Annotated in this window: 12 protein-coding genes; 4 read left to right on the plus strand and 8 right to left on the minus strand. The window is 70.9% G+C overall.

Going from position 1 to position 14728, the window contains the following annotated elements; genetic code table 11:
- Window positions 1–90: 90 nt before the first annotated feature.
- Window positions 91–1833: an alkaline phosphatase D family protein gene (locus FHU30_RS07345; protein ID WP_253873291.1), complete on the plus strand. Its 1743-nt coding sequence runs from the start codon at window positions 91–93 to the stop codon at window positions 1831–1833.
- A 250-nt stretch (window positions 1834–2083) separates the two neighbouring features.
- Window positions 2084–2647: a hypothetical protein gene (locus FHU30_RS07350; protein ID WP_253873293.1), complete on the plus strand. Its 564-nt coding sequence runs from the start codon at window positions 2084–2086 to the stop codon at window positions 2645–2647.
- Between the two features lie 70 nt (window positions 2648–2717).
- Here FHU30_RS07350 and FHU30_RS07355 read toward each other — a convergent pair whose 3' ends face one another.
- The 3 genes from FHU30_RS07355 to FHU30_RS07365 all read right to left on the minus strand — a co-directional run bounded on the left by FHU30_RS07355 (window position 2718) and on the right by FHU30_RS07365 (window position 6085).
- Window positions 2718–3551 carry a hypothetical protein gene (locus FHU30_RS07355; protein ID WP_253873295.1) on the minus strand — a complete coding sequence of 278 codons (834 nt, stop codon included), beginning with the start codon at window positions 3549–3551 and terminating at the stop codon, window positions 2718–2720.
- A gap of 100 nt (window positions 3552–3651) precedes the next feature.
- Window positions 3652–4875 carry an SUKH-4 family immunity protein gene (locus FHU30_RS07360; RefSeq protein ID WP_253873297.1) on the minus strand — a complete coding sequence of 408 codons (1224 nt, stop codon included), beginning with the start codon at window positions 4873–4875 and terminating at the stop codon, window positions 3652–3654.
- A 109-nt stretch (window positions 4876–4984) separates the two neighbouring features.
- Entirely contained in the window at window positions 4985–6085 is a 1101-nt protein-coding gene (locus tag FHU30_RS07365; protein WP_253873299.1) for an ATP-dependent DNA ligase, read from the minus strand.
- Between the two features lie 369 nt (window positions 6086–6454).
- Between FHU30_RS07365 and FHU30_RS07370 the strand changes: the two genes are divergently transcribed.
- Window positions 6455–6871 carry a hypothetical protein gene (locus FHU30_RS07370; protein ID WP_253873301.1) on the plus strand — a complete coding sequence of 139 codons (417 nt, stop codon included), beginning with the start codon at window positions 6455–6457 and terminating at the stop codon, window positions 6869–6871.
- An 18-nt stretch (window positions 6872–6889) separates the two neighbouring features.
- On the opposite strand, the gene glgX is transcribed toward FHU30_RS07370, so the two are convergent.
- The 4 genes from glgX to FHU30_RS07390 form a co-directional block, all read right to left on the minus strand.
- Complete coding sequence (gene glgX / locus FHU30_RS07375; protein ID WP_253873303.1) at window positions 6890–9001, minus strand: glycogen debranching protein GlgX; 2112 nt, start codon at window positions 8999–9001, stop codon at window positions 6890–6892.
- 383 nt (window positions 9002–9384) lie between these two features.
- Complete coding sequence (locus tag FHU30_RS07380; RefSeq protein ID WP_253873305.1) at window positions 9385–9888, minus strand: GNAT family N-acetyltransferase; 504 nt, start codon at window positions 9886–9888, stop codon at window positions 9385–9387.
- 10 nt (window positions 9889–9898) lie between these two features.
- Window positions 9899–10459, minus strand: a complete 561-nt coding sequence (locus FHU30_RS07385; RefSeq protein ID WP_253873307.1) for a DUF4262 domain-containing protein — start codon at window positions 10457–10459, stop codon at window positions 9899–9901.
- Between the two features lie 15 nt (window positions 10460–10474).
- Window positions 10475–11695 (minus strand): ROK family transcriptional regulator, encoded by a 1221-nt coding sequence (locus FHU30_RS07390; protein WP_253873309.1) that lies wholly within the window; start codon window positions 11693–11695, stop codon window positions 10475–10477.
- Window positions 11696–11836: 141 nt separating this feature from the next.
- Between FHU30_RS07390 and FHU30_RS07395 the strand changes: the two genes are divergently transcribed.
- Window positions 11837–13279 (plus strand): carboxylesterase/lipase family protein, encoded by a 1443-nt coding sequence (locus FHU30_RS07395; protein ID WP_253873311.1) that lies wholly within the window; start codon window positions 11837–11839, stop codon window positions 13277–13279.
- On the opposite strand, the gene FHU30_RS07400 is transcribed toward FHU30_RS07395, so the two are convergent.
- The gene (locus tag FHU30_RS07400; protein ID WP_253873313.1) at window positions 13267–14577 is read right to left on the minus strand and encodes a phosphatidylethanolamine N-methyltransferase family domain-containing protein; all 1311 of its coding nucleotides are present in this window, start codon (window positions 14575–14577) and stop codon (window positions 13267–13269) included. The genes FHU30_RS07395 and FHU30_RS07400 overlap by 13 nt on opposite strands.
- Window positions 14578–14728 lie beyond the last annotated feature (151 nt).

Genomic DNA, 14728 nt, shown 5'->3' on the forward strand with positions numbered 1-14728 from the left:
CGCCCGCACGTCACCCGCGCGGCACGGCACGGTCACGCCCGCTCGGGACGCTGTCCGACGATCAGCCGTCGGACACTCCGAGAGGTCTCCATGCCCGAAGCGCCTCACACCCGCGCCGCCGCATCGCCCACCACCACCGAGAACGCGTCCGCCCTCGCCCGTCTCGTCGGGCGGCGATCCGTCCTGGCCGGGTCGCTCGCGATCGGGGCCGCGGGCGTGCTGAGCGTGCCCGGCGCGCCGTCCGCCGCGGCCGCCCCGTCGCCGGGACGCCGCCTCCCCGGCGACCCGTTCACGCTCGGCATCGCGTCCGGCGACCCCGACCACCACGGGTTCGTCATCTGGACGCGGCTGGCCGTCGACCCGCACGCCGCCGACGGCCTCGGCGGCATGCCCTCGCGCGCGTTCCGCGTCGAGTGGCAGATCGCCGCGGACGACCGCTTCCGCCGGATCGTCCGCCGTGGCTTGGCGCAAGCACGCCCGGAATCCGCGCACAGCGTGCACGTCGAGCTGAACGGCCTGTCCGCCGGACGCGACTACTGGTACCGCTTCCGCGTGGACGGCCACGTCTCCCCGGCCGGACGCGCCCGCACCGCGCCGCACCCGTCCACCTTCGGCGAGGCCCTGACCATGGGCTTCGTCTCCTGCAGCCAGTTCGAGCACGGCTACTTCACGGCATACCGCCGCCTGGCCGAGGACGAGCCCGACCTCATCCTGCACCTGGGCGACTACCAGTACGAGTACAAGAAGGGGGACTACACGGTCCCCGGCGGCAACCCGCGCGACCACGAGGGCCCCGAGACCGTCACGCTCGCCGACTACCGCCACCGGTACGCCCAGTACAAGAGCGACCCCGACCTCCGCGCCGCGCACGCCGCCGCCCCCTGGCTCGTCGTCTTCGACGACCACGAGGTCGAGAACAACTGGGCCGGGACCGTCCCCGAGGAGGGCTCCGACACGCCCGCCCCGGCCGACTTCCTCAAGCGCCGCGCCGCTGCGTTCCAGGCCTACTACGAGAACATGCCGCTGCGCCGCTCGTCCCTCCCGCACGGCCCGGACATGCAGCTCTACCGGCGGATCCGCTGGGGCCGCCTCGCCAACCTCCACATGCTCGACACCCGCCAGTTCCGCGACGACCAGGCGTGCGGCGACGGCTACAAGAACTGCGCCGCCGCGGACGACCCGTCCCGGACGATCACCGGCGGCGCGCAGGAGAAGTGGCTGGTCGAGGGCTTCCGCCGGTCCGCCGCGCGCTGGGACATCCTCGGCCAGCAGGTCTTCTTCGGCCAGCGCGACCGCGACGCCGGCCCGCTCAAGGTCACCAGCATGGACGCCTGGGACGGCTACACCGCGTCCCGCGAGCGCATCACCCGCGGCTGGGTCGACGCCCGCGTCCGCAACGCCGTCGTCCTCACCGGCGACGTGCACGCGCACTGGGCCGGCGACCTCAAGATCGACTACGACGACCCGTCCGCCAAAGCCGTCGGCAGCGAGCTGGTCTGCTCGTCCATCACCAGCGGCGGCGACGGCTCCGACGGCGACGGCACCCACCCCTGGTTCAAGTACAACCCGGCCCTGAGGTTCTACTCCAACCAGCGCGGCTACGTCCTGACCCGCATCGACCGCGACCAGATGAAGGCCGACTTCAAGACCGTCCCGACCGTCCGCACCCCGGGCGCCGCCGCGTCCACCAAGGCCACCTACGTCATCGAGGACCGCGTCCCCGGCCTCACCCAGACCTACCTGCGCCCCTACACCAAGCCCGAGGGCATGGCCGCCAAGACCGCCCCCGACCTAGACCGCCAAACCGTCCAAACCGAAACCGCCCACCCCTAACCCCCCCGCCCGGCGTCCCCCGGACGCCGGGCACCCCCGGCCCCCGAACAAGCCCGTCAGCGCAAAGTACCCGTGCCGCTGATAGGACCCGGGTGCCTGACAGTAGCTCGGTTCGGGCCGGTCGACACCGGCACCCCTCCTCGCGGCCTGACCGACGTCGCCGGCGCCAGATTCGAGAACGCCAACAGCTGCGACCTTCACCTCGACAAGGTCATCGGCTGGACAGCACCCAACTGGCATCCTGAACGGTGTGCTCTCGCTGAAGATGAACGACGCGGCAGTCCAGACCCTCGGCGTCCTGACCGGACTCGAGAGATTGGAGCCGCCAGGAGGCCTGGCGACCGGCCTCCAAGAGAAGGCTGCCCGCGGCATCATCCGCCACGGACAGGCACTCACCTGGTCCGACTCCCACAACCCGGCGAACGCACAGCTGTACCTCGATGATCTCAACCGGTGGGAATGTGACGACAGCTCCTTCCACCTAGAGGACTTCGTCCCGGTGAAAGTCGCCACCGTTGACAACGCACCAGTGATCGCCGAGCAGGAACAGCGCACCCTGCTCCTCCATGGGCTGGCATTCGCGCTGGAGTTCGCCGAACTCATCTACGCCCTCCAAACGCCCACCCCGGTACGGTGCGTCATCTCCGCCGGCGACACCAACGCAACGTTCAGATTCCACCAGATCCGACCAGATCCAGGTCGGTACACCGACCTGGACGCCTTCCAGCAGGAGAAAATGATCACGGTGGACATCGAGCCCTTCCGAGTTCGAGACTCCGAAGACCGCGCTCAGAGTTCATGCGGAGAAGGGTGATCGCCACGTCCACGCCTTCAGCCCGCGCCCGCCATGAGGAAGAACACCAGCACGGACCCAAGATCACCATTCAAAAACAGCGTCTGAAGGGTGGACGCCGGTGATTCGGTCGGCTGGCATAGAAGTTCTGGTCGCATGCCTCATCAGGTATTTCCGAGCGCATGATGCTCGCCTGCTCGCAGACCTGCTGCAGCTGATTCGCGGTCAGCCTGCGGACGTCCCAAACCAACCTCGCCGTGTCGGCCGCAGCAGGATCCTCGGGCGGCATTCCTTCGGGGAGGGGGATGCCGGAAGCGGCAGCGAGGACATCGGCAGGGACGTCCAGCAGAGTTGCCAGATCCGCGAGCCGCTCCGGCGTCAGTTCGAATCTGCCCGCCGTGATCCCCATGATGGTCGCCGGTGACACGTACATCCGGCCGTTAGAGCAACATGCGAGCGCTACTGCCGCGCCGGACGGCCCGAAATTCCTGTTGCCGTACAGCATGTTGCCGATGACCGCGCCGAAGCCCGCCAGATCCGGCTCGTACACTCTCGACGGGACGTATGGACGCTCACGAGGCTGTTGCGGCAAGCTGCGAACCATCTCTAGCAACTGCGTCCGCTGTTGCGCGGCCAAGCAGATGGCGTCGGGCACCAGGTGCTTGAGGAGCCGACTCGCGGACGCGTCCAAGGGAGCCAGCGCGTCCGGAACGGCCAGCCTGGCCAAAGCGAACAGGTCCGCTTCATGCAGATCCAGTACCGGGGCGAGCGCCCCGAGCAATGCCTGGCCGGCTGGCATCCCGTCGACGACGTCCTGCACCCGGCGTACCGCTACGCCGGACGCATTGGACACCGCATCGACATCCGTGCGCCGATGGTCGAGCAGCCGCGCCAAGACCTCGCCGAACCCGGAAGACACGTTCATCGCTTCAAGGTAATCGCCGTCAACGGACCTGATGCCGCCGCCCAGGACAGCTGGACGAAGCCATCCCGGGCGGCGGCGCGGGGTGCTGGGGGCGGGGTGGCTAGGCGGGGGTTGGTTCGAGGATGAAGGTTTTGGAGGCGTCGTTGGGGACGGTTACGGTTACGCCGGTGGTGGAGAGGGCTTCGGCGATGGTGTCGCGGTCGCCGGACCAGGTGAGGAAGAGGGGGCCGGTCAGGTCGCCGCGGGGGTCGAAGGCTTCGGCGTGGCTCTGGGTGTTCCAGAAGACGGCCTTGGCCTCGGACGGATCGTCGACGAGTTCGGCGACGCGCTCCCAGCAGCCCGAGTTGGTGGGCCAGAGGGCGGGCTCGGCGACGTAGCCCTGCTGGGCGAGGAGGTCGAACGCCTGGGAGATACGGCACAGGTCGGACGATCCGTCGCCCGCTTCGCAGGTCGGGGTGTCGTCGCCCGGGGTCTGGGGGCCGGTCATCTCGGCAATGAGGCGTTCGTACGCGGCCTGGGGGTCCTCGTCGTCCGGTTCGTCCGCCGGGGGGATGACGAGGACGAGGCCCTCGCGGGCGAAGGCGGCCTGGAGCATCGAGGTCTCCATGCCGCGGCAGGAGAAGGTCACGTCGCGGATCAGGGCGCCTTCGGGGGAGAACGCGTCCGAGAAGTCGGCCGGCAGCGTCAGCAGGCCGTAGGCGTCGGTCTCGGCGGCGAACTCGTCGGGGAGGACGAGGCGGGCGCCCTGGTCGTACATGCGGTCGAGCGCCCGGTCGAAGGCGTCGCTCTGCGAGCGGGCCGGTCCGGACTCGCGGTCGCGGCGGGCGAGCATGCGGCGGAGGTGGTCGATGACCATCGGCCACCAGCAGTGCGGGTGCCGGAACGACTCGGGGGAGAGTTCGGTGAGCTCCGCGGTGAGCTCCTGGAGGCGGGCCCGGTCGGTGGGGGACGCGGGTTCGTCCATGAGGTCGCCGAGCCGGCGGAGGAATTCGAGGAACTGGGCGAGCGAGGTGTTGACCATCTCGGTCTGCAGCTCGCCGTCCTCGCCCGGGATGAGCAGCACGACGTTCCCGCCCTGGACGTCGAGGAAGAACCGCATGTCGCCGTCGGTGCCGGTGCCGCCGAGGAACAGGGCGCGACCGGTTCCGTTCAGCGGCTGGACGGCGAAGAGGCCGAACGGCTCGTCCGGCACGTCCGTGTCGAAGTGCAGGCCCTCCTTGGGGAGTCCGGTCCCGGTGAGGATCTCGAAATCGGACTCGGACAGCCCGAGTTCCCTGCCCGTCCCGGCGTCCAGGGTGACGACGTCTTTCCCGCGCTCGGTCATGACCTTCCCAACACGTTGGATATGCGACCGAACGCACCGTAGTGACAGGAACGCGCCCGCGTCCCGAGATCGCCGAAATCGATGATCTTGCGGGACGCGGGGGAGCGGGTCAGGGCTTGCGGTAGGTGGTGGTCTCGGCGGTGTGCGGGGTCTTGAAGATGGCGTCGAGGTCGTAGTCGACGGGCAGTTCGAGCTGCTCGTAGGTGCAGGACTCGGCGGTGCGGTCGGGGCGCCAGCGGCGGAACTGGCCCATGTGGCGGAAACGGTCGCCCTCCATCGCCTGGTAGGCCACCTCGACGACGAGTTCCGGACGCAGCGGAACCCACGAAAGGTCCTTCTTGCCCGTCCAGCGGGAGACCGCGCCGGGCATCCGGTCGACGGTGGCCTCGTCCTGCTCGGCCCAGCCCGCCCACGGGTGCTCGGACAGGTCGTCCAGGCGGTAGGGCTGCAGCTCCTCGACCAGCTCGGCGCGGCGCTTCATGGTGAAGGAACCGGAAACGCCCACATGCTGGAGGCGGCCCTCGCTGTTGTAGAGGCCGAGCAGCAGCGAGCCGACGATCGGGCCGGACTTGTGCCAGCGGAAGCCCGCCACCACGCAGTCGGCCGTCCGCTCGTGCTTGACCTTGAACAGGGCGCGCTTGTCCGGCTGGTAGGGGATGCCGAGCGGCTTGGCGATCACGCCGTCCAGCCCGGCGCCCTCGAACTCGGTGAACCAGCGCTCGGCCAGCTCGCGCGAGTCGGTCGCGGGCGTCACGTGGATCGGCGGCCCGGAGTCGGCCAGCGCGTCCAGCAGCCGGCGGCGGCGCTCGCCGAGCGGGACGTCCATCAGCGACTCGTCGCCCAGCGCCAGCAGGTCGAACGCCACGAACGACGCGGGCGTCTCCTCCGACAGCAGCTTGACGCGGGACGCGGCCGGGTGGATGCGCTGCTGCAGCGTGTCGAAGTCGAGCCGGGTGCCCTTGCGCAGGACGATCTCCCCGTCCACCGCGCAGCGCTCCGGCAGCTCCCGCTTCACGGCCTCGACCAGCTCGGGGAAGTACCTGGTCAGCGGCTTCTCGCCGCGGCTGGACAGCTCCACCTCGGCGCCGTCCCGGAAGATCACGCAGCGGAAGCCGTCCCACTTCGGCTCGTACAGCAGGTCGCCCTCGGGCATCGTCTTGACCGCCTTGGCCAGCATCGGCGGCAGCGGCGGGCTGATCGGCAGGTCCATCCCCCCATCATGGCCCCTCCGTCCGACGAAACGATCGCCCGGGTCGCCGGGCGGTCCTGCCGGGCACGCGCCGGCCTCCGCCCGAACCCGCAGGTCAGGTCAGGCCGGGCAGAGGCGGCGCGGCTTCGCGATCTCGGCGATCGGACGGGCTGCGCGTGCTTGCCGGTCGTCCCGACGGGTTGCGCGTGCTTGCCGGTCGTTCCGCTCGGGCTGCGGTTTACGCGGATGCGGGCGGCTTTTCCTGCGATATCGCGTCCGTTCGGCGCGCTGATCACAGAGTGTGGTGCAATCTTCACGAAACAGTCATGTATCGGCGGTGAACGCGCGACACTCAGGGTGGGGTGGAACGGCACGCGGAGGGGAGCCGGAGTGGAGTTCGCCGCGCTCGTGGCATGGATACTGGCGGCCGCCGCCGGTGCGTACCTGCTGGTGCGCTGGCTGGCGGCGGGCGGGTTGCGCGGTCAGCCGGCCAAGGTCACGCGCTTCCCGAAGGCGGTCCTCATCGGGCACCCCCTGTCGGCGGTCACCGGGCTGAGCGCGTGGATCGCCTTCCTCGTCAGCGGCCGCGTGTGGTGCGCGTGGCTCGCCTTCGGCATCCTGCTCGCCGTCGCGTTCCAGGGCATCATGCTCTTCACCCGCTGGCTGGTCGGCGTCGGCGGCGGCGGACGCCATGCCCGCGGCGCGGACCAGTCCTTCCCGGCCGCGGCCGTCACCCTGCACGGCGTCGTCGCCGTCACCACCTTCGTCCTCGTCCTCCTGACCGCCCTGACCGCCGCCCACGCCTGACACCCCCTCGCCCAGTGCTCAGGGGCGGTGGAGGACGGTCAGGGAGTGTTCGGGGATTTCGATGGTGTCGTGGGGCTTCAGGCGGGGGCGTTCGCCGACGGTTCCGGGGGCGGCGGTGTCGAGCGCCAGTTGCCAGCGCTCGCCGTACTCGGGGGCCGGGACGGTGAAGTCGACCGCGGACGAGTGGGCGTTGATGAGGAGGAGGAACGAGTCGTCCCGGACGCGGCGGCCCCGGGTGTCCGGCTCGGTGATCGCCTCGCCGTTCAGGTAGACCGCGAGCGCTTTGGCGAAGCCGGCCTGCCAGTCGTCGTCGGTCATGGGCTCCCCGGACGGCGTGAGCCACGCGATGTCGGCGTCGTGGCCGTCCGTGCCGGCGCGGACACCGCGGAAGAAGCGGCGGCGGCGGAACACCGGGTGCTCGTGCCGCAGCCGCGACACGATCCGGACGAACTCCAGCTCGTCCGCGGCGTCCTCCGCCGCGGTCCAGTCGATCCAGGCCAGCTCGTTGTCCTGGCAGTAGGCGTTGTTGTTGCCGCGTTGCGTCCGGCCGAGTTCGTCGCCGTGCGAGAGCATCGGCACGCCCTGGGAGAGGAACAATGTGGCGAAGAAGTTCCGCCGCTGCCTCGCGCGGAGTTCGTTGACCGACCGGTCGTCGGTCGGTCCTTCGACGCCGCAGTTCCAGGAGCGGTTGTCGTCCGTGCCGTCGCGGTTGTCCTCGCCGTTCGACTCGTTGTGCTTGCGCTCGTAGGACACGAGGTCGGTGAGGGTGAAACCGTCGTGGCAGGTCACGAAATTGACCGAGGCGAAGGGGCGCCGCGCGCTGTGCTCGTACAGGTCGGACGACCCGGTGAGCCGCGACGCGAACTCCGGCAGCGTCTCGAACGAGCCGCGCCAGAAATCCCGGACGGCGTCGCGGTACTTCCCGTTCCACTCGCTCCACAGCGGCGGGAAGTTGCCGACCTGGTAACCGCCCTCGCCGACGTCCCAGGGTTCGGCGATGAGCTTGACCTGCGAGACCACCGGGTCCTGCTGCACCAGGTCGAAGAACGCCGCCAGCCGGTCGACGTCGTGCAGCTCCCGGGCGAGCGCGCTCGCGAGGTCGAAGCGGAAGCCGTCCACATGCATTTCGAGGATCCAGTAGCGCAGCGAATCCATGATGAGCTGCAAAGCGTGCGGGCTGCGGACGTTCAGCGAGTTCCCGCATCCCGTGTAGTCGAGGTGGTAGCGCCGATCGTCGTCCCGAAGCCGGTAGTAGGACGCGTTGTCGATGCCCCGAAAGGACAGCGTCGGCCCGAGGTGGTCGCCCTCGGCCGTGTGGTTGTAAACGACGTCGAGAATGACCTCGATTCCCGCCTGGTGGAGCGTCCGCACCATGGCCTTGAATTCGAGGACCTGCTCCCCGCGCTGCCCCGACGCCGAATACGCGTTGTGCGGGGCGAGGAACCCGATCGTGTTGTAACCCCAGTAGTTCGTGAGCCCCCGCGCGACCGTCGCGTGCTCGGGCACGAACTGGTGCACCGGCATCAGCTCGACGGCCGTCACCCCGAGCTCGATCAGGTGGTCGATCATCACCGGATGCGCCAGCCCCGCGTACGTGCCGCGCTGCTCCTCCGGGATCCCCGGATGCCGCATCGTCAGCCCGCGCACGTGCGCCTCGTACACGACCGTCCGGTGGTACGGCGTGCGCGGCGGCCGGTCGTCCGCCCAGTCGAAGAACGGGTTGATCACGACGTTCTTCGGCATGAACGGCGCCGAGTCGTCGGCGTTCAGCTCGTCCGGATCCCCGAACCGGTACGAGAACAGCGCCTCATGCCACCGCACCTCGCCCTCGACGGCCTTCCCGTACGGGTCGAGCAGCAGCTTGGACGGGTTGCACCGGTGCCCGTGCTCCGGCTCGTACGGCCCGTCCACCCGGTACCCGTACTGCTGCCCGGGCCCGACCCCCGGCAGGTACCCGTGCCACACGAACCCGTCCACCTCGGGCAGGACGATCCGCTCCTCCTGCCCGTCCGCCCCGAAAAGGCACACCTCAACGCGCCGCGCCACCTCGGAGAACACCGCGAAGTTCGTCCCGGACCCGTTCCAGGTCGCGCCCAACGGATACGCGTCCCCCGGCCAGACCTCCCGCATCGCCGACCCACTCCTCGCCCGCGAACCGCCCGTTCCCGACCCCACCCCTACCCACCACCAAACCACCAGCTCTCCTGATATGGGAGATAATTCGGCAGCCGCCGTCCACCCCGCCATCCTCACCGCGCACGGTCGGCCCACACGTCTCAGCGCGAACTTCCGGAGGACGAGTCGTCCAACGCGCCCAGAAGCCGGACGCCACTGAGCTAGAGTCGTCGCCGTAAGCCCCGGGCCCGCCTCTGCATCGGCAAGCCGCCCGGGGCGCTGTTGTTCACGGCATCAGAGACCCCTTGGCGAAAGACCGCCCGCCTCTACCGCGAGGCCTTGCCGCCCAAGGCGCTGTCACCCACGCGAAGCTCCGAGTGAGGCTTCCGTTCTGCGTCCTAGAGCGGGAGTTGCCAGATGGTTTCTTCGGCGGTGGTTCGGGGGGTGGGGTGCATGCCCAGTTTGGCCGCCACGGATTTGGACGGGGTGTTGTCCGGGTGGATGGAGGCGGTGATGGTGCGGACGTTGTGGGCCTTCAGCCAGGTGATGAGGGCTTCGGCGGCTTCGGTGGCGAAGCCGAAGCCCTGGTAGGGCATGGCGATGACCCAGGCGATGGAGGTCTCGGTCGGGGTGACGGTGGCCTGGACGGTGCCGACCGGCCGGCCGTCGCGGGAGCGGCGGACGATCCAGTTGAGCCAGCCCTCCTGGTGGAAGGGGGACGGGCCGGCGGACAGGCGGGCGTAGCGCGCTCTCAGGTCGGGGAGGGAGAGGGGCTCGCCGCCGATGTAGGTGTGCAGGCGCGGGTCGTCCAGGACGGCGGCCATCTCGTCCGCGTGGTGGACGGTCAGGGGTTCGAGGACGAGGCGGCGGGTGCGGAGGGTCTCCGCCAGCGGGCCGAACATTCCGATGAGCCTACGTCGCGGGGCGCAGGCGGGTGGCCCAGATGCCGTCGGGGTGCTCGCGCGGGGGGAGCCACAGCCAGGGCTGGGTGCGCCGGAAGTCGAGGGTGGTGCCGGGCTGCCAGGGGAACAGGTCGCCGCCGTCCGGCCAGACGACCTGGAGGAACGGCAGCGGCGGGCGGCGGTAGAAGGAGACCGCGCCCGGGAAGGCGGTGCGGTACCAGACGGTCTCGACGGGGCGGAAGGACGCGGGGTGGCCGCGGGCGGCCTCCGGGGCGACCTCGCCCTCCTGCGGCGCGTCGCCTTCGGCGGTGCGGCGGCCGAGGGTGTTGAGGGTCTCCTCCATCTCGTAGACGTCGCCGCCGAACATGGCGAGCTCCGGCGCGCGGAAGCTGTGCCAGAGGCCGATGCTGTAGACCCAGCCGGGCGTCCGCTCCTCGGGCTGGACGAGGACGACGCTGAAACCGTACTGGGCGATGTGCACGATGGTGCGCAGGTTGAAGGTGTCCAGGCGGTCGCGGTCACCGTAGTCGTGGTCCAGTACGCAGTGGCACTCGGGGCGGCCGTCGGACATGGCGCAAGCTTACGATCATTTCCGGGCGGTGGTCGTCCGTGTGCGGTCGGTTTCCAGCACCGGGACGGCGGCCGGGTCGGCGAGGACGGCGTCCCGGCCGGTCTGCAGCGCGCCGCGCAGGGCCGCGTCGGAACCGAGGACGCCGCGCGTCACGGTCGGCTGGAGGCCCGGGACCAGGGCGCGGCGCCCGGCGGTCTGCTCGTCGATGCCGGGGGACAGCCACGGTTCCCAGGACGCGAGGTAGCCGCCGAGGATCACCTCGCCCGCGTCGGCGAGCGCGGAGACGCCGAGGATCGCGGCGCCCAGGGCGCGGCCCGCCGCGCGGACGGCCCCGACGGCGGCGGCGTCTCCCGCGCGGAGGCGGCGGTCCAGCTCGTCCAGGGAGGCGCGGGACCCGGGGGACGGGATTCCGGCGGCCCGCGTCAGGGGTTCCGGACCCGCGTATACGGCCAGGCACCCGCGCGCGCCGCACGCGCAGGGCGGACCGTCCAGGGTGAGGGGCATGTGGCCGACCTCGCCCGCGGTGCCGTGGCTGCCCGAGTGGACGCGGCCGTTCACCAGCAGCCCGCCGCCGACACCGGTGTCGGCCTTGATGTACGCGACCGTCTCCGGGTGCCGCACGCCGCGCGCCGCGAGCGCCCGGTACTCGGCGAGCGCCGCCACGTTCGCGTCGTTCACGATGTCGATCGGGAGCGGCGCGGACAGCCGCGCGTCGACGAGCGCCCGCAGGTCGGTGGACGGCCAGCCGAAGTCGATCGCGGCGGCGACGGTCTCGCCCGTGATCGGCCCGGCCATCGCGATCGCCGCCCGGAACGTCCGTTCGCCATCGCGTGCGGCGTCGATGAGTTCGGCTATCGCCGCTGCCAGGGCGGCGGCGTCGCCGAAGGTCGCGCCGTGCGGGACGGACGTCTGGTGCAGGGTCGGGCCGGCCAGGTCGGCGGTCAGGACGTCCAGCCGCTCCAGCGAGACCCGCACCGCGATCACGCCGACCCGCCCCGGCGCTACGCGCAACGGACGCCGAGGCCGGCCCCGCGCGGCTCCGCCTGTTCCGGTTTCGGTCTCGGTGACGAGCCCTCGGGAGATGAGGTCGGTGACCAGGGTGGTCACGGAGGCGGGGACGAGGCCGGTGGCCTGGGCGAGCTCGGTGCGGGAGCAGGGGCCGTGCTCGTCGAGGTGGCGGAGCAGCAGCGAGAGGTTGTGGCGCCGCACGCCCTGCGTTCTGGCCGGACCGGTCATGCCGAGATTCTCCCCGCTGCTCCGGGTACTCGCGTATCCTTCCTGGTCATCACTATATTTCAAGACTTGAAATAATAGTCGGGCGGGGACATACTCCGAGCGGGCGGCGCCGGTGGACGCGCCGTCCGGGAGGAGGCAGTGATGGCGCAGCAGGTCACCGTCCGCACGAAGGCGGGGGACGTCGCGGGGGAGCGGCGGGCGGACGGTTCGGCGCGGTTCCTCGGGATCCCGTTCGCGCAGGCGCCGGTCGGCGACCTGCGGTTCGCGGCGCCCGTCCCCGTCCGGCCGTGGGACGGGACGCGCCCGGCGACGGCGTACGGGCCGACCGCGCAGCGCAGGCCGTTCGCCGAGGTCACGACGATCCCGGAGCCGACGATCCCGGGCGCGGAGATCCTCAACCTGAACGTGTTCACGCCCGATCCGTCCGCGTCGCTGCCCGTGCTGGTGTGGATCCACGGCGGCGGGTTCGTCGCGGGCTGCAACGCGAGCCCCTGGTACGACGGCGCCGCGTTCGCGCGGGACGGCGTGGTGCTCGTCTCGATCGGTTACCGGCTCGGCATCGAGGGCTTCCTCCACCTCGCGGACGCGCCGGACAACCGTGGCGTCCTCGACTGGATCGCCGCGCTCCGCTGGGTGCAGGAGAACATCGCGAGCTTCGGCGGCGACGCGTCCAAGGTGACGATCGCGGGGCAGTCGGCGGGCGGCGGCGCGGTGCGGACGCTCATGGCGACACCGTCCGCGCAGGGCCTGTTCCGCGCGGCGATCTCGGTCTCGGGCGCGGTCATGGAGCCGCAAAGCCGTGCGGACGGCCTCGCCGTCGCCGAGCGCTTCACCGAGCGGACCGGCCTCCCGGCGACCGCGCAGGCGCTCCGCGACGTCAGCGACGCCCGGATGCTCGAACTCCAGGACGCCCTGACCGCGCCCGAGCCCGGCGAGCCGCCGAAGGTCGAGCTGCTCACCGCGCCCTTCGCGGACGGCGAGCTCGTCCCCGTCCCGGTGCCCGAGGCCCGGGCGGCCGCCGTGCCGCTCATGCTGGGCTTCACCCACCAGGAGTTCAACATGATCCCCGAGCGGGTCATGCCGGACCTGTCCGCCGAGCTGGTAGCGCCGTCCGTGGAGGGCCTCGGGCTCCCCACGGACTCGGTCGCGGACTACCTCGCGCTGCACGAGGGCGAGCGTCCGGCGGCCGTGGTCGGGCAGGCGCTCACCGACGCGCTGTTCCGCGCGCCCGGCGTCGCGATGGCCGAACGGCACATCGCCCGCGACCTGCCCACCTGGCTCTACCAGTTCGACTGGACGGACCCGCACGGCATGGCCTACCACTGCCTCGACCTGCCGTTCGCCTTCGATGTCCTGCACGCCGAAGGCGTCCAGCGCTCGCTCGGGGACGAACCGCCGCAGCGGCTCGCCGACGCCATGCACAGCGCGTGGGTCGGCTTCGTCCGCGACCTCGACCCCGGCGCGAACTGGCCCCGCTACGAGGCGGAACGCCGCGCCACCATGCTCTGGGACGCCGAGCCGCGCGTCGTGGACGACGTCCTCGCCCCCGTCCGCACCCTTTGGTCCGGCCCTCAATACAGGTAAGGGACGATCCGCCACCGCACGCGACTCCGGTACTCGTCCCAGTAAGGCCCGTACTTGGCCGCGCACCGCCGGTCGTCGCGTCCGGTGCGGTCCAGCAGCAGGACGGCCAGGAAGACCGGGTAGAAGTACGGCAGCAGGTGGCCCGGCCCGGCGGGCAGGCTCCAGGTCAGCGCGGCGACGAATTCCGGCAGGTAGTGGAAGTGCCGCGCGAGCCCCCACCAGCCCGAGACGAGCAGCAGGCTGTCGTGCGTCCGCCCGTCGTCGGTGGTGTACCGGGCGCGGATCAGCTCGGGCGGACGGCCCCAGACCCGCGTCTCGCCGCCCGTCCGGCGCGTCCGCTGCCGCTGCCGGTCCGCGTCGTAGTTGACCCAGATCGCGCCGAGCCCCACGACGACCAGCGCCGCGGCCGCCGGCCACGGGATGTCGTGCGGGTTCGCCGTCAGGTACTGCGCCGCCAGGCTGTAGACGCCGGGCAGCCAGGTCGTGACGCCCCAGCACAGGTAGTAGCCGAACCGGTCGTGCATCACGTCCAGGCTCGCGAAGTAGCCGCCCTCCCAGACGAAGAACTTCACGATGTAGACGACCTGGAGCAGCACCGACACGGCCAGCGCGTTCGTGAGGTGCCCGGTGGTGTGGTGCTGGTAGCCGGCGAACGAGACGACCAGCAGGCTCCAGCCCATCATCCCGAAACGGCAGTTGAACAGCTGCTTCAGGTCGATCCCGAACACCGACGGATGGAGTTCGACGCCCCAGAAGTAGTCCATGACGAGGGTGCGGTTCGTCCCGGCGTCCGCGCTGGACGGCGCGAACCGCCCCTTCAGGTACAGCAGCCAGCACAGGACGAGGCAGCTCACGCACATCGTGATGAGCAACTCGCCGAACCGCGCGTACAGGACGCCCGGCGAGAACCACTTCAGCCCGTACGAACCGGCCAGGAAGACCGCGTGCGTGACGACCCACGCGGCGACTCCGTTGAGGCGGTACCGGGGCCGCTGCCCGGCGGGCGTCACCGGGCCGTGGTCGTAGCGTCCGGGCAGGAAGCGCAGCAGCAGCGCCTCGAAGGTCAGGAACCCGACGATGATCCCGGCCGCCGTCCAGGTCGGCGCGGGGAACCGGTCGCCGATGACGTCCCAGCCGTCCGCGCTGGTGAGCCGCCACAGCGAACCGTGCAGGTAGCGGCACGTCTCCCACAGGACGACCACCGTCGGCGGCGTCAGCACGACCAGCGCGAGCGGCCACAGGAAGCCCCGCAGGAACTCGCCCCGGCGACTCTTCAGCGAACCCGTCCAGGCCGGCACCGGCAGCACCTCGCGATCGGGGAGGCGAAGCGATCGTCGTCCCCGCCAGCTTCCACCATCACCCCGGACAGGTCCACCCGTTCCGGACGGGCTGACAGCGCGGTGCACCGGCAGATCGGACAGACTTGACGCGCGGGTCGCCGGATGTGCG

It is taken from the genome of Actinomadura rupiterrae, from assembly GCF_024172125.1.
GTDB lineage: Bacteria > Actinomycetota > Actinomycetes > Streptosporangiales > Streptosporangiaceae > Spirillospora > Spirillospora rupiterrae.

Bases quoted from the DNA above. Each gene is read 5' to 3' on its own strand.
- FHU30_RS07355 (WP_253873295.1), bottom strand. From the start codon at position 3,551: ATGAACGTGTCTTCCGGGTTCGGCGAGGTCTTGGCGCGGCTGCTCGAC.
- FHU30_RS07385 (WP_253873307.1), bottom strand. From the start codon at position 10,459: ATGTCCGACGGCCGCCCCGAGTGCCACTGCGTACTGGACCACGACTAC.
- FHU30_RS07390 (WP_253873309.1), bottom strand. From the start codon at position 11,695: ATGACCGGTCCGGCCAGAACGCAGGGCGTGCGGCGCCACAACCTCTCG.
- glgX (WP_253873303.1), bottom strand. From the start codon at position 9,001: ATGCGGGAGGTCTGGCCGGGGGACGCGTATCCGTTGGGCGCGACCTGG.
- FHU30_RS07380 (WP_253873305.1), bottom strand. From the start codon at position 9,888: ATGTTCGGCCCGCTGGCGGAGACCCTCCGCACCCGCCGCCTCGTCCTC.
- FHU30_RS07345 (WP_253873291.1), top strand. From the start codon at position 91: ATGCCCGAAGCGCCTCACACCCGCGCCGCCGCATCGCCCACCACCACC.
- FHU30_RS07395 (WP_253873311.1), top strand. From the start codon at position 11,837: ATGGCGCAGCAGGTCACCGTCCGCACGAAGGCGGGGGACGTCGCGGGG.
- FHU30_RS07360 (WP_253873297.1), bottom strand. From the start codon at position 4,875: ATGACCGAGCGCGGGAAAGACGTCGTCACCCTGGACGCCGGGACGGGC.
- FHU30_RS07365 (WP_253873299.1), bottom strand. From the start codon at position 6,085: ATGGACCTGCCGATCAGCCCGCCGCTGCCGCCGATGCTGGCCAAGGCG.